This window comes from Streptococcus moroccensis (genome assembly GCF_030812835.1).
Lineage (GTDB): Bacteria > Bacillota > Bacilli > Lactobacillales > Streptococcaceae > Streptococcus > Streptococcus moroccensis.
On sequence record NZ_JAUSTM010000011.1, the window covers coordinates 60423 to 76772 of the forward strand.

The 16350-nt window shown below is 43.6% G+C and carries 10 protein-coding genes and 1 pseudogene; 10 read left to right on the plus strand and 1 reads right to left on the minus strand.

Features of this window, described 5'->3' with window-relative positions:
* Positions 1-21: 21 nt before the first annotated feature.
* The 9 genes from scrK to J2S23_RS06610 all read left to right on the plus strand — a co-directional run bounded on the left by scrK (position 22) and on the right by J2S23_RS06610 (position 13502).
* A complete protein-coding gene (gene scrK, locus J2S23_RS06570; protein WP_307121953.1) occupies positions 22-891 on the plus strand; it encodes a fructokinase ScrK in 870 nt (289 codons plus the stop codon).
* Positions 892-1015: 124 nt separating this feature from the next.
* Positions 1016-3541: a preprotein translocase subunit SecA gene (gene secA, locus J2S23_RS06575; RefSeq protein WP_307121954.1), complete on the plus strand. Its 2526-nt coding sequence runs from the start codon at positions 1016-1018 to the stop codon at positions 3539-3541.
* A 44-nt stretch (positions 3542-3585) separates the two neighbouring features.
* Positions 3586-4617 carry a 3-deoxy-7-phosphoheptulonate synthase gene (locus J2S23_RS06580; RefSeq protein ID WP_307121955.1) on the plus strand — a complete coding sequence of 344 codons (1032 nt, stop codon included), beginning with the start codon at positions 3586-3588 and terminating at the stop codon, positions 4615-4617.
* Position 4618: 1 nt separating this feature from the next.
* Positions 4619-5671, plus strand: a complete 1053-nt coding sequence (locus tag J2S23_RS06585) for a 3-deoxy-7-phosphoheptulonate synthase (protein WP_307121956.1) — start codon at positions 4619-4621, stop codon at positions 5669-5671.
* A gap of 257 nt (positions 5672-5928) precedes the next feature.
* Entirely contained in the window at positions 5929-6288 is a 360-nt protein-coding gene (acpS, locus tag J2S23_RS06590) for a holo-ACP synthase (RefSeq protein ID WP_307121957.1), read from the plus strand.
* Entirely contained in the window at positions 6281-7393 is a 1113-nt protein-coding gene (gene alr / locus J2S23_RS06595) for an alanine racemase (protein ID WP_307121958.1), read from the plus strand. The genes acpS and alr overlap by 8 nt, the downstream gene beginning before the upstream one ends.
* A 4-nt stretch (positions 7394-7397) precedes the next feature.
* Positions 7398-9434 (plus strand): ATP-dependent DNA helicase RecG, encoded by a 2037-nt coding sequence (gene recG / locus J2S23_RS06600; protein WP_307121966.1) that lies wholly within the window; start codon positions 7398-7400, stop codon positions 9432-9434.
* 185 nt (positions 9435-9619) lie between these two features.
* A complete protein-coding gene (locus tag J2S23_RS06605) occupies positions 9620-10882 on the plus strand; it encodes a CHAP domain-containing protein (protein ID WP_307121959.1) in 1263 nt (420 codons plus the stop codon).
* A gap of 241 nt (positions 10883-11123) precedes the next feature.
* Positions 11124-13502: a phosphoketolase family protein gene (locus J2S23_RS06610; RefSeq protein WP_307121960.1), complete on the plus strand. Its 2379-nt coding sequence runs from the start codon at positions 11124-11126 to the stop codon at positions 13500-13502.
* 251 nt (positions 13503-13753) lie between these two features.
* On the opposite strand, the gene J2S23_RS06615 is transcribed toward J2S23_RS06610, so the two are convergent.
* On the minus strand, positions 13754-14716 hold the full coding sequence (locus J2S23_RS06615) for an asparaginase (RefSeq protein WP_307121961.1): 963 nt from the start codon (positions 14714-14716) through the stop codon (positions 13754-13756).
* A 74-nt stretch (positions 14717-14790) separates the two neighbouring features.
* Here J2S23_RS06615 and J2S23_RS06620 point away from each other — a divergent pair.
* A pseudogene (locus J2S23_RS06620) lies at positions 14791-16184 on the plus strand (Cof-type HAD-IIB family hydrolase).
* Positions 16185-16350: the final 166 nt, after the last annotated feature.

Below are 16350 nucleotides of genomic sequence, written 5' to 3' on the forward strand. Positions count from 1 at the left end.
TTAAAATAAAGAGGAACTTATATGACAACTTTATATGGTAGTTTAGAAGCTGGTGGAACCAAGTTTATCTGTGCTGTTGGTAATGAGAACTTAGAAGTGATTGAAAAAGTCCAGTTTCCAACAGCAACACCCCAAGAAGCCATTGCTCAGACCATTGCCTTCTTTCAACAGTTTGATAACTTAGCGGCTTTAGCTATCGGGACGTTTGGGCCCGCTGATATTGACCCTGATTCTGAAACATATGGCTACATTACAAGTACACCAAAACCTTTCTGGTCTGATACAGACTTAGTCGGCCCTATCAAGGAAGCACTTGGTATCCCCGTTTACTTTACGACAGATGTCAATTCTTCTGCATATGGTGAGGCTCTCATCCGTGAGGGTGTCGATAGCCTCGTCTATTATACGATTGGCACAGGGATAGGTGCTGGTGCTATTCAAAATGGTCAGTTTATCGGGGGTATCAGCCATGCTGAAGCAGGGCATGTGTATGTGGCTAAGCATCCGGACGATGCTAATTTTGACGGGATTTGTCCGTTTCACGGGGCGTGTCTAGAGGGCTTGGCAGCAGGACCAAGTCTTGAAGCAAGGACTGGTGTTCGTGGTGAAAATATTGAAAAAGATAGTTATGTCTGGGATGTTCAAGCCTATTATATTGCGCAAGCAGCTGTGGCAACCACTCTTAATTTCCGTCCAGAAGTGATTGTCTTTGGAGGAGGAGTAATGGCTCAAGACCATATGCTTAATCGTGTTCGCGAGCTTTTTAAGAAGCTGATGAACAATTACGTTCCAGTCCCAGCTTTAGATGAGTATATTGTGACACCAGCCATAGCAGAAAACGGTTCTGCGACCTATGGTAATTTTGCCCTTGCTAAGAAGATAGCTCACTAATCAGAAAAAAAGCGCGAATCGTCGCGTTTTTTTGTGGGTTAGACCGGTCATTTTGGTGGGAAAATTGTTGAAACATAGCAGGGTTTGTGGTATGATAGGGTGATTACCTTCGAAAGGAAAAATGATGGGAAATAATCTGCTTCGTACCCTTATTGAAAATGATAAGGGGGAATTGAAAAAATTAGAAAAAATGGCGCTTAAGGTTGAAAGTTATGCGGATGCTATGGCTGCCCTAAGCGATGAAGAATTGCAGGCCAAAACACCCGAATTTAAGCAACGCTACCAAAATGGTGAGTCTTTGGATGATATGCTCTATGAAGCTTTTGCGGTCGTTCGTGAAGCTTCTAAACGTGTTTTAGGACTATTTCCATATAGAGTCCAAATCATGGGTGGTATCGTTCTTCACCAAGGCGACATGCCGGAGATGCGGACAGGTGAAGGGAAAACCTTGACAGCCACTATGCCGGTATACTTAAATGCTATCAGTGGCGAAGGTGTTCACGTGGTTACTGTCAATGAATACTTGTCGACACGTGATGCGACTGAGATGGGTGAACTGTATTCGTGGTTAGGCCTTTCTGTCGGGATTAACCTTGCAGCCAAATCACCAGCTGAAAAGCGAGAAGCATATCTGTGTGACATTACTTATTCGACAAACTCTGAGATTGGTTTTGACTATTTGCGGGATAATATGGTTGTTCGAGCTGAAGATATGGTTCAACGCCCTCTTAATTATGCTGTTGTCGATGAGGTGGACTCAGTCTTGATCGATGAAGCGCGGACACCGCTCATTGTATCTGGAGCTAAGACAGGCGAAGCCGGAGAACTTTACAACCGTGCAGATCGTTATGTTAAGAGCCTTACCAAGGATGATTACATTATTGATGTACCGTCTAAAACGATTGGCTTATCTGATTCTGGGATTGATAAGGCCGAAGCATTTTTCAATTTAAACAACTTGTATGACATTGAAAATGTTACCTTGACTCACTTTATCGATAATGCCTTGCGGGCTAATTACATCATGGCTTTGGACGTAGACTATGTCGTTTCCGATACCCAAGAAATCTTAATCGTTGACCAATTTACAGGTCGTACCATGGAAGGTCGACGTTATTCAGATGGTCTTCACCAAGCGATTGAAGCTAAAGAAGGTGTTCCGATTCAAGATGAATCTAAAACATCTGCCAGCATCACCTACCAAAATATGTTCCGTATGTATAAAAAACTGGCGGGGATGTCAGGAACTGGTAAAACCGAGGAAGAAGAATTCCGCGAAATTTATAACATGCGTATTATTCCGATTCCTACCAACAAACCGATAGCTCGTATAGACCATGAAGACTTGCTTTATCCAAGCCTTGAATCTAAGTACAAAGCCGTCGTTCAAGACGTTAAGGCTCGTTATGAAAAAGGTCAGCCGGTCCTATTAGGTACGGTAGCCGTTGAAACATCTGAACTTATTTCGCAAAAATTAGTGGCAGAGGGTGTCCCTCACGAAGTTCTTAACGCTAAAAACCATGCCAAAGAAGCGCAGATTATCATGAATGCTGGTCAACGTGGAGCTGTGACGATTGCAACCAACATGGCCGGTCGTGGTACCGACATCAAACTTGGTGAAGGTGTTCGCGAACTGGGCGGGCTTGCCGTTATCGGGACAGAGCGTCATGAGAGCCGTCGTATCGATAACCAGCTTCGTGGTCGTTCAGGTCGTCAAGGGGATCCTGGTGAATCTCAATTTTACCTTTCACTTGAAGATGAGTTGATGCGCCGTTTTGGATCAGAACGGATTAAAGCTGTGATGGACCGTATGAACCTGTCTGAGGAAGAGTCTGTTATCAAGTCTGGTATGTTGACTCGCCAGGTTGAAGGCGCTCAAAAGCGTGTTGAAGGGAATAACTATGATTCTCGTAAACAAGTTCTCCAATACGATGATGTCATGCGTGAGCAACGCGAAATTATCTATCGTGAGCGTTATGATGTGATTACTTCAGACCGTGATTTAGCGCCTGAAATCCACGGCATGATTCGCCGGACAATCGAGCGTCAGGTGGATGCCCATGCTCATGTTAAAGATCGTGATGAGGCAAAGGCTTCCATTCTAAACTTTGCCCACATGGCTCTTGTTTCAGAAGAGGAGTTGACCTTAGAGGATTTTGCTGGTATAGATAATCAACAAATCAAAGACGTCTTGTTTGAAAAGGCACAGGCTATTTATGCCAGTCAAGTTGAAAAATTGCGCGATGAAGATGCTGTTAAGGAATTCCAAAAAGTTTTGATCTTGCGTGTTGTTGACAACAAATGGACAGACCATATTGATGCTCTTGATCAACTCCGCAGTGCAGTTGGCTTGCGTGGCTATGCACAGAACAATCCTGTTGTTGAATACCAATCAGAAGCCTTTAAAATGTTTAACGATATGATCGGTGCTATTGAGTTTGATGTCACTCGTCTGATGATGAAGGCTCAAATCCATGATAACATCGAGCGGGAACGTAAGGTTCAAAATGTTCAAACGACAGCAACGCGTAATATTTCAGCGAAAGAAGCTGCCCTGCCAACGGACCTTGATCTAACGTCTATTGGACGCAATGATCTTTGTCCTTGCCAATCTGGCAAAAAATTTAAAAACTGCCATGGGCGTGCCTGAGCGTTCAAAAGAACTTGAGTAACTGTTGATATAGGGGGAAAACAGTGACATTTAAAGCGACTAGTAACAGAATTGATATGGATGAAGTGCGTGCACTTTCAAAATTGACAGGAGATCGTCTGGCTAAAAAGGAAGCTCGCGATAAAGAATTAGAAGCTATCATCAAAGGGGAAGACGATCGTCTTCTCTTGGTGATTGGTCCGTGTTCTTCTGATAATGAAGACGCTGTTTTAGAATATGCCAATCGTTTAGCAAAATTGCAAGAACAGGTTAAAGACCGTATTTTTATGGTTATGCGTGTCTACACGGCTAAACCAAGAACCAATGGTGATGGTTATAAAGGCATGATGCACCAGCCGAAAACAGATGCGGCACCGAGCCTGATCAATGGGATTCGTGCTGTTCGCAATCTGCATTATCGAGTGATTACAGAAACTGGCCTAACAACAGCAGATGAAATGCTCTATCCGGAAAACCTACCATTGGTTGAGGATTTGGTATCTTACATAGCGATTGGTGCCCGTTCGGTTGAAAACCAACAGCATCGTTTTGTGGCTTCGGGTATCGATGTGCCAACAGGTATGAAAAATCCAACGTCTGGCAATCTTAACGTGATGTTTAATGGGGTCTATGCGGCCCAACACAAACAGTCCTTCTTATTCACGGGACAAGAGGTGGAGACACCAGGTAATCCCTTAGCCCATGTCATTTTACGTGGAGCTATCAATGAATTTGGGAAAATTCAGCCTAATTACTACTATGATAATTTGTTAGAAACCATTGCTCAGTACGAGAAGATGGGCTTATCTAATCCTTTTATCATCATTGATACCAATCATGATAATTCAGGAAAAAATTATCTAGAGCAGATTCGTATTATTCGTCAGACCTTGATCAATCGTGCTTGGAATCCAAAAATCAACCAGGTTGTTCGTGGCTTTATGATTGAGTCCTATCTGGAAGATGGTCGTCAAGACGAACCTAAAGTTTATGGGCAATCAATTACCGATCCATGTCTTGGGTGGGATAAGACAGAAAGTTTAATTCAAGAAATATACAGAACCTTGGGAGAGTAAAATGGGGATTCATCGAAAAGGCGATTTGATTGATATTGCTAAAGTTAAGGCACCAACGCAGTTGATGGGCGAAGCTCTAGCAAGAAAAGAAAAGCGTGATGAGGAACTTCGGAAAATCATGACAGGCGAGGATGATCGCCTGCTTTTGATTATAGGACCTTGTTCATCAGATAACGAAGAAGCAGTCTTAGATTATGCTCATCGTCTTGCTAAACTTCAAGAAGAAGTCAAAGATGAGATCTTTATGGTCATGCGCGTCTACACTGCTAAACCAAGGACCAATGGGTCAGGCTATAAAGGACTGGTTCACCAGCCTGATACTTCAAAATTGCCAGACCTCATTAATGGTCTTCAAGCTGTTCGCCAGTTACACTATAAGGTGATTACTGAGACAGGATTGACAACTGCTGATGAAATGCTCTACCCAAGCAATCTCGTTTTGGTTGATGATTTGGTGAGTTACCACGCTGTGGGAGCTCGGTCTGTCGAGGATCAAGAGCACCGCTTTGTGGCTTCTGGGATCGATGTCCCGGTCGGCTTAAAAAACCCTACATCGGGAAATCTAAACATCATGTTTAACGGGATTTTTGCGGCGCAAAATGAGCAGAATTTCTTCTTTAACGGTGCTGAAGTGGATACAGACGGTAATCCTATGGCCCATGCCATTTTGCGCGGAGCTACCAATGAGCACGGTGAAAATGAACCCAATTACTATTATGATATTTTATTAAAAGCGATAGCTCAGTACGAAAAAATGGGTCTAGTCAATCCTTTCATCATAATTGATACCAATCATGACAACTCAGGTAAAAACTATTTAGAACAAATTCGAATTGTTCGTCAAACACTGATTAACCGTGATTGGAATGCCAAAATCAATCAGTTTGTTCGTGGCTTTATGATCGAATCTTATATAGAAGATGGTCGTCAGGACCAACCTTTGGTTTATGGCAAATCGATCACTGATCCTTGCTTAGGCTGGGAAAAGACAGAAAGCCTTGTTCGTGAAATTTATGAGACTACAAAGTACGAGTCTTTTGAAGAATTACTCTAATATCTAGAAAATCAGCTTTTGACGAGTAACATAGGTCATAGGGCAGAGCCTAATGTGATCTCTCTTGAATGGCGTTCACACTCTGTATTTCCATTTAACGGGGCCTAGTCGAATGGGAATTCGTCTGAGTTGAGATAAGAAAGGTTTTCAGGAAGGTATTATCAGAGCATCATTACATAACTGTCGGCGAGTCAGCTGGACTGAGTCCACTGGCTCCCTTTATTTTTAGAGAGATTTTAGAGAGAGGTCCAAACCTTATGATCGTCGGACATGGGATTGACTTACAGATTATCAGCCAAGTGGCAAAGGCTCACGCCAAGAGTTCGCGTTTTGCCCAAAAAGTTCTTACAGAAGAAGAAAGCAAGGTCTTTGAAAGCTTAAAAGGCGAACGCCAAATCAGTTATCTCGCTGGTCGCTGGTCAGCTAAGGAAGCTTTTTCCAAGGCTTGGGGGACAGGCATTGGCCAAATTAGTTTTCAAGATTTAGAAATTTTGTCAAATGATTTAGGTGCTCCTGTATTTACCAAGCATCCTTTTTCTGGTGAGGTCTGGGTGTCTATTAGTCATTCGGGTGATTTTGTTCAGTCTAGTGTCATTTTGGAGGAGAAAGATGATTAGTGCACAGCATCGACCAACCGTGGTCACTGTTAATCTTGAACACATCGGTCACAATTTGCAACAAGTTATGCAGACATTACCGGAAAAAACTCAGGCTTGGGCAGTGGTCAAAGCCAATGCTTACGGGCATGGAGCGGTAGAGGTGGCTAACTATTTGCAAAAGGATGTGGCTGGGTTTTGCTTGTCCAATATTGACGAAGCGATCGAACTCCGAGAAGCAGGTATTACAGCCCCCCTCTTGGTTTTAGGTGTTATCCCGATAGAATGTGTATCTTTAGCGCTCAAGTACCAAATAGCTGTAACAGTAGCCTCTCTGGAGTGGTTGGAGGCCGTATTAGCTATGGGTATTGAAGTTGCGGGTCTGTCTGTTCACCTAAAAGTTGATACTGGCATGGGGCGAATAGGCTTTCGAGACAGTCAAATGGTTGAAAAAGCGATTGAAAAAATGTCTGCTAATCAGATGACTTTTGAAGGGATCTTCACTCATTTCGCTACTGCAGATGAAAAAGATGACGAGCAGTTTGAAGCACAATTGATGTGTTTTAAAAACATGCTATCTAAGCTATCTCAACAGCCCAAGATGGTTCATGCCAGCAACTCGGCAACAGCTATTTGGCATCAAGAGACAGTTTTTGATGCTGTTCGCTTGGGAGATGTGCTCTATGGGCTGAATCCTAGCGGACAAACATTGGAGATGCCTTTACATATAAAACCAGCGCTCACCCTTTCGTCGTCCTTAGTTCATGTCAAAGAGGTGGCGGCTGGAAGTACGATTGGTTATGGGGCAACCTATCAGACGAGCGAGCAAGAATGGATTGGAACCATTCCTATTGGCTATGCTGATGGGCTAACCCGGAAAATGCAAGGGTTTAAGGTCTTAGTTGATGGGCAATTTTGTGAAATTGTTGGCCGTGTGTCCATGGACCAGGTGACTATTCGTCTTCCGCGTAAATACCCGTTAGGAACGGCTGTGACCCTGATTGGAGCCAATGGGGAACAGCAGATTACGGTTCAGGATTGGGCTAATTACAGAGAAACAATCAACTACGAAATTGTTTGCCTACTGAGTGACCGCATTGCCCGTCGCTATCTGAAGTCAGAGTAAACTAATAACTAAAAGGAGGAATACCATGCAACTGACTGATCGCTTAACTGTTTTACCAGGAGTCGGACCCAAATCTGCTGAAAAATATCTAAAATTAGATTTGGAAACAGTCGGTGATTTGTTAGTGTATTATCCTTTTCGTTATGAAGACTTTAAATCCAGAGACGTTTTAGAACTCTTAGATGGTGAAAAAGCAGTGGTTGTCGGGCAAGTTGTCACGCCTGCCAGTGTCCAATATTATGGATACAAACGCAATCGATTGAGCTTCAAAATAAAGCAAGGAGAGGTTGTTGTCGGTGTTAGTTTCTTTAATCAACCTTATCTAGCTGACCAGATTGATTTAGGAGAGCAAGTCTCTATCTGGGGAAAATGGGATCTGAAAAAGGCGGCCTTGACAGGCATGAAGGTTTTGGCGCAAGCGCAAGATGACATGCAACCAATTTATCATGTTGGTCAAGGGGTTACCCAAGCTAACTTGGTGAAATTAGTGACGGCAGCTTTTCAGGTAGGTTACCATCAGCTGTTAGAGGAAAATTTACCTCAGGTTTTGCTTGAAAAATACCGTCTCATCAATCGGCAAGCTGCTGTGGTAGCCATGCATTTCCCAGCAGATATAGAGCAGTATCGGCAAGCGCTTCGGCGAGTGAAGTTTGAGGAATTGTTTTATTATCAGCTGCGCCTTCAGGTCTTAAGGGAAAAGACTAAATCGACTGATTTTGGGCTATCCATTCTCTATCAACAAGATCTGCTTGATGATCGGATTAAAAAGCTTCCCTTCTCTCTGACAGACGCTCAAAATCGGAGTCTTGATGAGATACTAAAGGATATGGGTAGCCCTCGCCACATGAATCGACTGCTCCAAGGCGATGTTGGTTCTGGTAAGACCGTGGTTGCAGGATTAGCCATGTTTGCTGCCGTTACTGCGGGATTTCAAGCTGCCATCATGGTACCGACAGAGATTTTAGCAGAACAACATTTTGCGAGTTTAACGGAACTCTTTCCAGATCTCTCCATTGCCCTCCTAACTGGAAGTATGAAACAGTCCGAAAAACGGTTGATTCTTGAACAGATAGCAGATGGACGGGTTAATATGATTGTTGGGACACATGCCTTGATTCAAGAAGGGGTAAGTTATCATCGCTTAGGGTTAGTTATTACGGATGAGCAACATCGTTTTGGTGTTAACCAACGGCGTCTTTTTCGGGAAAAAGGGGAACAACCTGATGTGCTAATGATGACAGCGACTCCGATTCCTAGAACATTAGCTATCACAGCGTATGGTGAAATGGATGTCTCCATCATCGATCAATTGCCAGCAGGGCGTAAACCCATTGTTACCAGATGGGTTAAACATGAACAGTTTGAACAGGTACTTGACTGGCTTAGTTCTGAACTGGAAAAAGGAGCTCAAGTCTATGTGATTTCGCCATTGATTGAGGCTTCAGAGGCGCTGGACTTAAAAAATGCCACTGCTTTAGCCGAAGATTTACAGTCTTATTTTAAAGATCAGGCTAAGATAGCCCTTTTGCATGGGAAAATGAAGGCCCAGGAAAAGGATGACATTATGCAAGGCTTTAAGGCTAAAGCGATTGATCTACTTGTCTCAACGACAGTGATTGAGGTGGGCGTTAATGTTCCTAATGCGACTATCATGATTATTATGGATGCGGATCGTTTTGGTCTCAGCCAGCTGCATCAGCTACGAGGTCGAGTTGGTAGAGGGGACAAGCAATCTTATGCTATTTTAGTTTCCAATCCTAAGACTGAGTCAGGGAAACGACGAATGAGCATCATGACAGAAACAACGGATGGTTTTGTCCTAGCCGAAGAAGACCTTAAGATGAGAGGGTCGGGGGAACTCTTTGGAACTCGGCAATCAGGTATTCCAGAATTTCAGGTAGCTGATATTGTTGAAGATTACCCGATTTTAGAAGAGGCCAGAAAAATGGCGGCTCAGATTGTTCAAGACCCTAAATGGATGGACCAAGCTGATTGGGAAATTCTTGCCAGAAACTTAGATCAAACATCTAGGTTTGATTAAAAAGGTTAAATGAATTACTAAACTGATTTAGCTTGAGTTAGCTTACAAACAGACATTTTTGGTTGTCATTTGACTGTAACAATTGAAGGGTTATCTGTCAAAGAAGTGTAATACAAAACCGGAAGGTTTTCTGTTAAAATATTATTACTGATGAATTCATGATAAACAGGAGAATTGTATAGAGTATGAAGAAGATATTTTCGAGCTTACTTTTTAGTACGGCAACGTTAGGTGGTGTTGTTGGTTTAACTGCTCAAGCTAACCAGGTAACAGGTACAGCACCTGTCAGCACGGAACCAAGTGTTCAAGCTACAGAAACAACTAAAGCCATTTTAAAGTCTAAAGACATTGTGACTGAAAATGATGTAGCTGTATCAGAATCAGCATTTACGGCTTCAGTCTTGCCGTTAGCTCATAAATCAACTCCTTCAGTTGCTCCTGTCGCTGAAGAAGTGGTTAAAGAAGTAGCTTACGAAGATGTCCAAACAGTTAGAACAGGTTATGCTCCTGTAACGGTTGACGTTCTTGAGGTTAAAGTTGAAGCGCCTAAAGCTGCAGAAGCTAATGATGCTGTACCAGCGCTTGAAAGTAATCCCGAATTAACGGTTTCACCAGCTTCTGCTGGTGCTTATGTAGAACATGCTGCGCCAGCTCCAGTTGTGGCGACAGAAGTTGTAGCACCAGTTGAATCGGCACCTGTAGTTTCTACACCAGTAGAGGTATCAGCTGCTCCAGTTGAAGCAACACCAGCTCCGACAGTGACAGAAACTCCTGTGACACCTACAGAAACTGCAGCACCTGCAGTCGTTACACCAGCTGAAGCTGCTCCAGCCGCTCCAACAGAAGTTGTTACTCCAGTTACAACTACGGAAGCGACAACAGAGGTTGCTTCTACACCAGTTGAAACAACACCTGCAGTCGCTACATCAGCAGAAACAGTTGTAGCACCAGTTACTGAAGCTCCTGCACCCGTAGTAGCAGAAGTAACAACTGTTAAACCAGTTGAAGCAACACCAGCTCCAGCTGTTCAAACAAGTTCTGAAACAGCATCTGTTGTAAACTTGCGTTCCGCAGCAACAACGACATCAACACAATCAGAAACGACCAATACCTACCCTATCGGTCAATGTACTTGGGGTGCTAAGACATTAGCGCCATGGGTTGGCAATAATTGGGGCAATGCTGGTCAATGGGTCAGCTCAGCGCGTACTGCTGGATTTACGGTGGGAACAACCCCAGCCGTTGGAGCAGTTGCAGTATGGCCTAACGATGGTGGCGGTTATGGACACGTAGCGGTTGTTACTAGTGTTGAATCCTCTACACGTATTCAGGTTTCTGAATCTAATTATGCAGGTAATCAATCGATCGCAAATTACCGTGGATGGTTTAACCCAACTCACTCCATTTGGGGTGGTGGAACTGTATACTACATTTATCCAAACGCTTAATTCCCAACTTTACTATACTATACAATACAATTCAACATTAGAGAAGCTCATGCTGGGCTTCTCTTTCTTTATTTAATTAGTAGGAACGAGTTAGTAACCAACTTAATTTTGAGTCAGAAATTGTAAAATTTGAATTGACTTTTGATAGCTATCGTATTATAATAAAATCATCAACAGATGTCCGTACATTACTAAAATTATAAATTTAATGTCTGGACATCTTAAAAACAAGGAGAATCACATGACAACTTCATTCGATAGTCAAGACTATCTCAATAAAGTAGACGCCTGGTGGCGTGCGGCCAACTACATTTCAGCAGCCCAGATGTATCTGAAGGATAACCCCTTGCTTCGCCGCGACGTCGTCGAAAGCGACCTTAAAGCCCATCCAATTGGACACTGGGGGACTGTTCCTGGTCAAAACTTTATCTATGCGCACTTGAACCGTGCCATTAACAAGTATGATGCCGATATGTTTTACATTGAAGGTCCTGGTCACGGTGGTCAGGTCATGGTTTCCAATTCCTATTTGGATGGCAGTTATACAGAACTCAACCCAAACATTCCTCAAAATGAAGAAGGATTTAAAGAACTCTGTAAAATTTTCTCCTTCCCTGGAGGGATTGCCTCTCACGCGGCGCCTGAAACGCCAGGATCTATCCATGAGGGTGGAGAACTGGGCTACGCTTTGTCACACGCTACAGGTGCGATTTTAGATAATCCAGATGTGATTGCTGCGACAGTGATCGGAGATGGTGAGGCTGAAACAGGACCATTGATGGCTGGCTGGATGTCTAACACCTTTATTAACCCAGTCAATGATGGAGCAGTCCTGCCAATCCTTTACCTCAATGGTGGTAAAATCCACAACCCAACGATTTTGGAACGAAAAACCGATGCGGAATTAGAACAATTCTTCTCAGGTCTTAGCTGGCAACCTATTTTTGCGGATGTAACGGCTATTAGCGATGACTTTGAGGCTTCTCATGCCTTGTTCGCTGAAAAATTAGACCAGGCGATTGAGACCATCAAAGCCATTCAAGCAGAAGGGCGTCAAGGGTCTGCTGAGGAAGCGACCATGCCTACTTGGCCAGTACTTGTGGCTCGCATTCCAAAAGGGTGGACAGGTCCTGAGAGCTGGGAAGGAACTCCAATCGCTGGTGGTTGGCGTGCCCATCAAGTGCCAATTCCAGTAGATGCTCACCATATGGAACACTTGGATGCTCTTCTAGATTGGTTGAAAGCTTATCGTCCTGAAGAACTCTTTGATGAGAATGGCAAAATTCGCGATGAGATTGCGGCCATTGCTCCTAAAGGAGAACGTCGTATGGCCATGAACCCTGTGACTAACGCAGGCGTTGTGAAGCCAATGGACACTGCTGATTGGCGTAAACGTGGGTTTGACATTGAAACACCAGGTGCAATCATGGCTCAAGATATGATTGAACTTGGGAAATATGCGGCAGACCTTGTCGAAGCAAACCCAGATAACTTCCGTATTTTTGGACCAGATGAAACCAAATCAAACCGTCTCCAAGAAGTCTTCACCAAGACTAACCGCCAATGGATGGGGAGACGTGATGCTTCTTACGATGAATGGATTAGCCCAGTCGGACGCGTGATTGATTCGCAATTGTCTGAGCATCAGGCGGAAGGTTTCCTTGAAGGGTATGTCTTAACAGGCCGCCATGGGTTCTTCGCGTCCTACGAATCCTTCTTACGTGTGGTGGATTCCATGATTACCCAACATTTCAAATGGTTGCGTAAATCCAAAACCCATACCACATGGCGGAAGAATTACCCTGCACTCAACTTGATTGCGACATCAACCGTCTTCCAACAAGACCATAATGGCTACACGCACCAAGATCCAGGACTCTTGACCCATTTGGCTGAAAAAACACCGGAATTTATCCGGGAATACCTGCCAGCGGATACCAACTCTCTTCTGGCAGTGATGGACAAGGCCTTTAAAGCAGAAGACAAGATCAACCTGATCGTTGCTTCTAAGCACCCACGTCCACAGTTTTTCTCTAAGGATGAGGCTGCAGAATTGGTCGAAAAGGGGTATAAAGTCATCGATTGGGCGTCTACTGTCTCTGGTGATGAGGAACCTGATGTTGTCTTTGCGGCAGCAGGAACAGAGCCAAACTTGGAAGCTTTAGCTGGTATCTCCATCCTTCATAAAGCCTTTCCAGAGTTGAAGATTCGCTTTGTCAATGTGGTGGATATCTTAAAACTTCGCCATCCAGATATCGACCCACGTGGTCTTTCTGATGAAGCATTTGACCAAGTCTTTACGACAGATAAGCCTGTGATCTTTGCCTTCCATGGCTATGAGGGCATGATCCGTGACATCTTCTTCAAGCGTCACAACCATAATCTTCGGGTGCACGGTTACCGTGAGAACGGAGATATCACCACACCATTTGACATGCGTGTGATGTCTGAGTTGGATCGCTTCCACCTCGCACAAGATGCGGCTGAAGCTAGCCTTGGAGATAAGGCTAAGGACTTCTCAGATAAGATGTCCGAGACAGTTGATTTCCATAAGGCCTATATCCGCGAACACGGGGATGATATCCCAGAAGTTCACGAGTGGAAATGGGAAAATTTATAAGTAAAACTCTCTGAAAATAACTAGCGAATCTTTCTGAGATGGTTAGTTATCCGTAAGTGGTCTGAAGAATTTTTGATTACTTTTTGCAAGTTAAATTTTTTCAACAACTCGATTGCTCAATAGAAGAGCGATCGGGTTGTTGTTTTTTGAAGAAAGGAAAAGACGCGGAGGTGACCAAAAAGAGCATAAAGGAGCTCAATGGACAAAACACCACGTCTAACTGCACTATTTTAAAAGTATTTGTTAAAACATTACCCTTCGATGTAATCTTTTAAGGTCTTCCCCTCGAGTCCAGCATTTAGGGCGATGAGCAATTTTAGCCTTGCTTTGGGGGCATTGAGTTCTTTGACAAACATAACTCCCATGTCTTTAAGCTGAGCGCCACCGCCTTCGTAGGCATAAACGGGTTCTGCAATGCCGTTGAAACACCGTGAAACTAGGACAACTGGTAGGCCAGCTTGAATTAGTTTTTTGATTTCTTCAGCTGCTTGAGGGGGAACATTGCCAGCTCCCATAGCTTCGATGACCAAGCCTGACATCTGTTCTGAATGAAGGAGTGACAGTAAAGTGCTTCCCATTCCCGTATAAGCTTGGATGATCGGTATCGTTCCTGTTATCGTTTGCAGCTTAAAGCGTTGCCGAGCTTGAGGTTGACTGACATAAAGGATATTTTGTTTGGTAATCAACCCGATTGGCCCATGGGTCGGGGTTTGAAAGGTCGATAGATTGGTTGTATGGGTCTTTGTGACGTACTTGGCAGCATGGATTTCGTCATTCATGACGACAAGTACCCCTTTGCCTCTAGATTGCGGATCAGCAGCAACCCTTAAAGCTGTTAAATAGTTATGGACACCATCGCTACCGAGTTGGTCAGAGGAGCGCATGGCTCCAGTCAAAACGAGGGGGATTTCAGGAAGTTCCATAGTGTCTAAAAAGTAGGCTGTTTCTTCTAAGGTGTCAGTTCCATGTGTCAGCACAATTCCGTCATAATCTGGAGATAGGCGAAGAATCTCCCGATAAAGAAAAAGCATATCCTCTGGTGTGATGTGAGGACTTGGAAGGTTTAGGACTTCGTAGGAGGTTGTTTTGATGTTCTTATCAGAAAAGTCAATGGTCGTCATGGGGTTGTTTGTTGTTGGCATGACATGACCGCTAGCATTTTCTGACATTGAGATAGTGCCTCCTGTGTGGAGAACGAGAATTGTTTTAGTCATTTTCAGTGTCTTTCAAAATTGCTTTCAATGTGATATAATCTATTTTATCATAGAAAAGAGAAGTAGGTGATGTTTTGACGATAAAGGCTGTATTTTTTGATATCGACGGTACGCTTCTAACAGATAACCGGACAGTATCAGCATCAACGATTAAAGCCATCAACCAGTTGAAGCATCAGGGTTACCTTGTTGGCCTAGCTACTGGTCGAGGGCCTAATTTTTCACTACCTTACATGGCATCCTTAAATTTGGACGTTGCTATTTGCTACAACGGGCAATACATCGTAGATCGGAAAACGGTCATCTCGTCGCAAGCTCTTCCTAAAGAGAGTTTGGAAAAATTAATCGATTATGCCCAGTTGAAACAAAGGGATCTCTCATTTGGGACAGCAACCGATATGATTGGTAGTCGTCTGCTCCATGTTGGTGTTGGGAAATGGGCCTATTGGATGGTCAAACGACTGCCAGATATTACAGCAGATGTCCTCATGCTGGGTTTCAATCACGTCTATCGAAGAATTCGTCCAAAAACTCGGGAAAGTATGTTAGCCAAATTAGAGCAACCGGTTTATCAGGTTGTCATGTTAGCCAGTAAAAAAGAGACGGATAAACTATCAACTCGATTCCCCAAATTGAGGTTTACTCGTAGCAGCCCTTTTGCAGCAGATGTGATCTCTAAAGGCATGTCCAAGCTGAAGGGAATTTCCCTCGTGGCTGAAAAGTTTGATTTTGATTTAGGTCAAGTGATGGCGTTTGGAGATTCAGATAATGACTATGAGATGATTAAGGGCGTGGGATTTGGCATAGTGATGGGCAATGGCAATCGACGCTTGAAACAGATTGCTCGACACATCACAGATTCCAATAACGAAGATGGTATTGCTGCTGCTTTAAAATATTTTAAATTAGTAGAATAGTTGAAGAGAAGAAGGATAATCGTATGGTAGAATCGGATAAGCATTATCAAGATGTACGTGACTTTCATCAAGTCATGGATGGTCGTGTGCCGCAAAAACCAGTCGCGTTTACGATAGAGCAGGTGGTCAATCGTGCAGACTTTAAAATAGAAGAGATTGTTGAATTAGTTTATGCGACGTCTCAATCAGAAGAGGCTTTTGATGAGAGTATCGCCTACCTTCATGATGCCCTATATAATGCAGCTCAAAAAACAAAAATGAAAGGTAAACAAGGTAATTCCACCTTAGTTGGTCAGGTCGATGCCCTCATCGATTTGTTGTACTTTACTTATGGTAGTTTTGCTTTGATAGGAGTAGATCCTGGTCCCATTTTTGAAATTGTCCATCGGGCTAACATGGGCAAGATTTGGCCAGATGGCAAGGCGCACTACCATCCCAAAACAGGAAAGATTTTAAAACCTGATCATTGGGAGCGGGATTTTGCGCCTGAAGCAAGGATTGCACAAGAAATAGACAGACAAGAAAGTAAAGCCCATCAGATGAGCGATTAGATTAATCCCTTTTACTGAAACAAATAATACTGAAAAACTAGACTGGACAAAGGCCAGTCTAGTTTTGATATTTATGTGACTTTAAGTCCGTTTCGCTCCGCAGGTGCGAAACAAATAAACCACCCGCTATGCGGGTGCGCATCGCTGGTTATACCAAAAAACTCCA

Bases quoted from the DNA above. Each gene is read 5' to 3' on its own strand.
- scrK (WP_307121953.1), top strand. From the start codon at position 22: ATGACAACTTTATATGGTAGTTTAGAAGCTGGTGGAACCAAGTTTATC.
- secA (WP_307121954.1), top strand. From the start codon at position 1,016: ATGGGAAATAATCTGCTTCGTACCCTTATTGAAAATGATAAGGGGGAA.
- J2S23_RS06585 (WP_307121956.1), top strand. From the start codon at position 4,619: ATGGGGATTCATCGAAAAGGCGATTTGATTGATATTGCTAAAGTTAAG.
- acpS (WP_307121957.1), top strand. From the start codon at position 5,929: ATGATCGTCGGACATGGGATTGACTTACAGATTATCAGCCAAGTGGCA.
- alr (WP_307121958.1), top strand. From the start codon at position 6,281: ATGATTAGTGCACAGCATCGACCAACCGTGGTCACTGTTAATCTTGAA.
- J2S23_RS06605 (WP_307121959.1), top strand. From the start codon at position 9,620: ATGAAGAAGATATTTTCGAGCTTACTTTTTAGTACGGCAACGTTAGGT.
- J2S23_RS06610 (WP_307121960.1), top strand. From the start codon at position 11,124: ATGACAACTTCATTCGATAGTCAAGACTATCTCAATAAAGTAGACGCC.
- J2S23_RS06615 (WP_307121961.1), bottom strand. From the start codon at position 14,716: ATGACTAAAACAATTCTCGTTCTCCACACAGGAGGCACTATCTCAATG.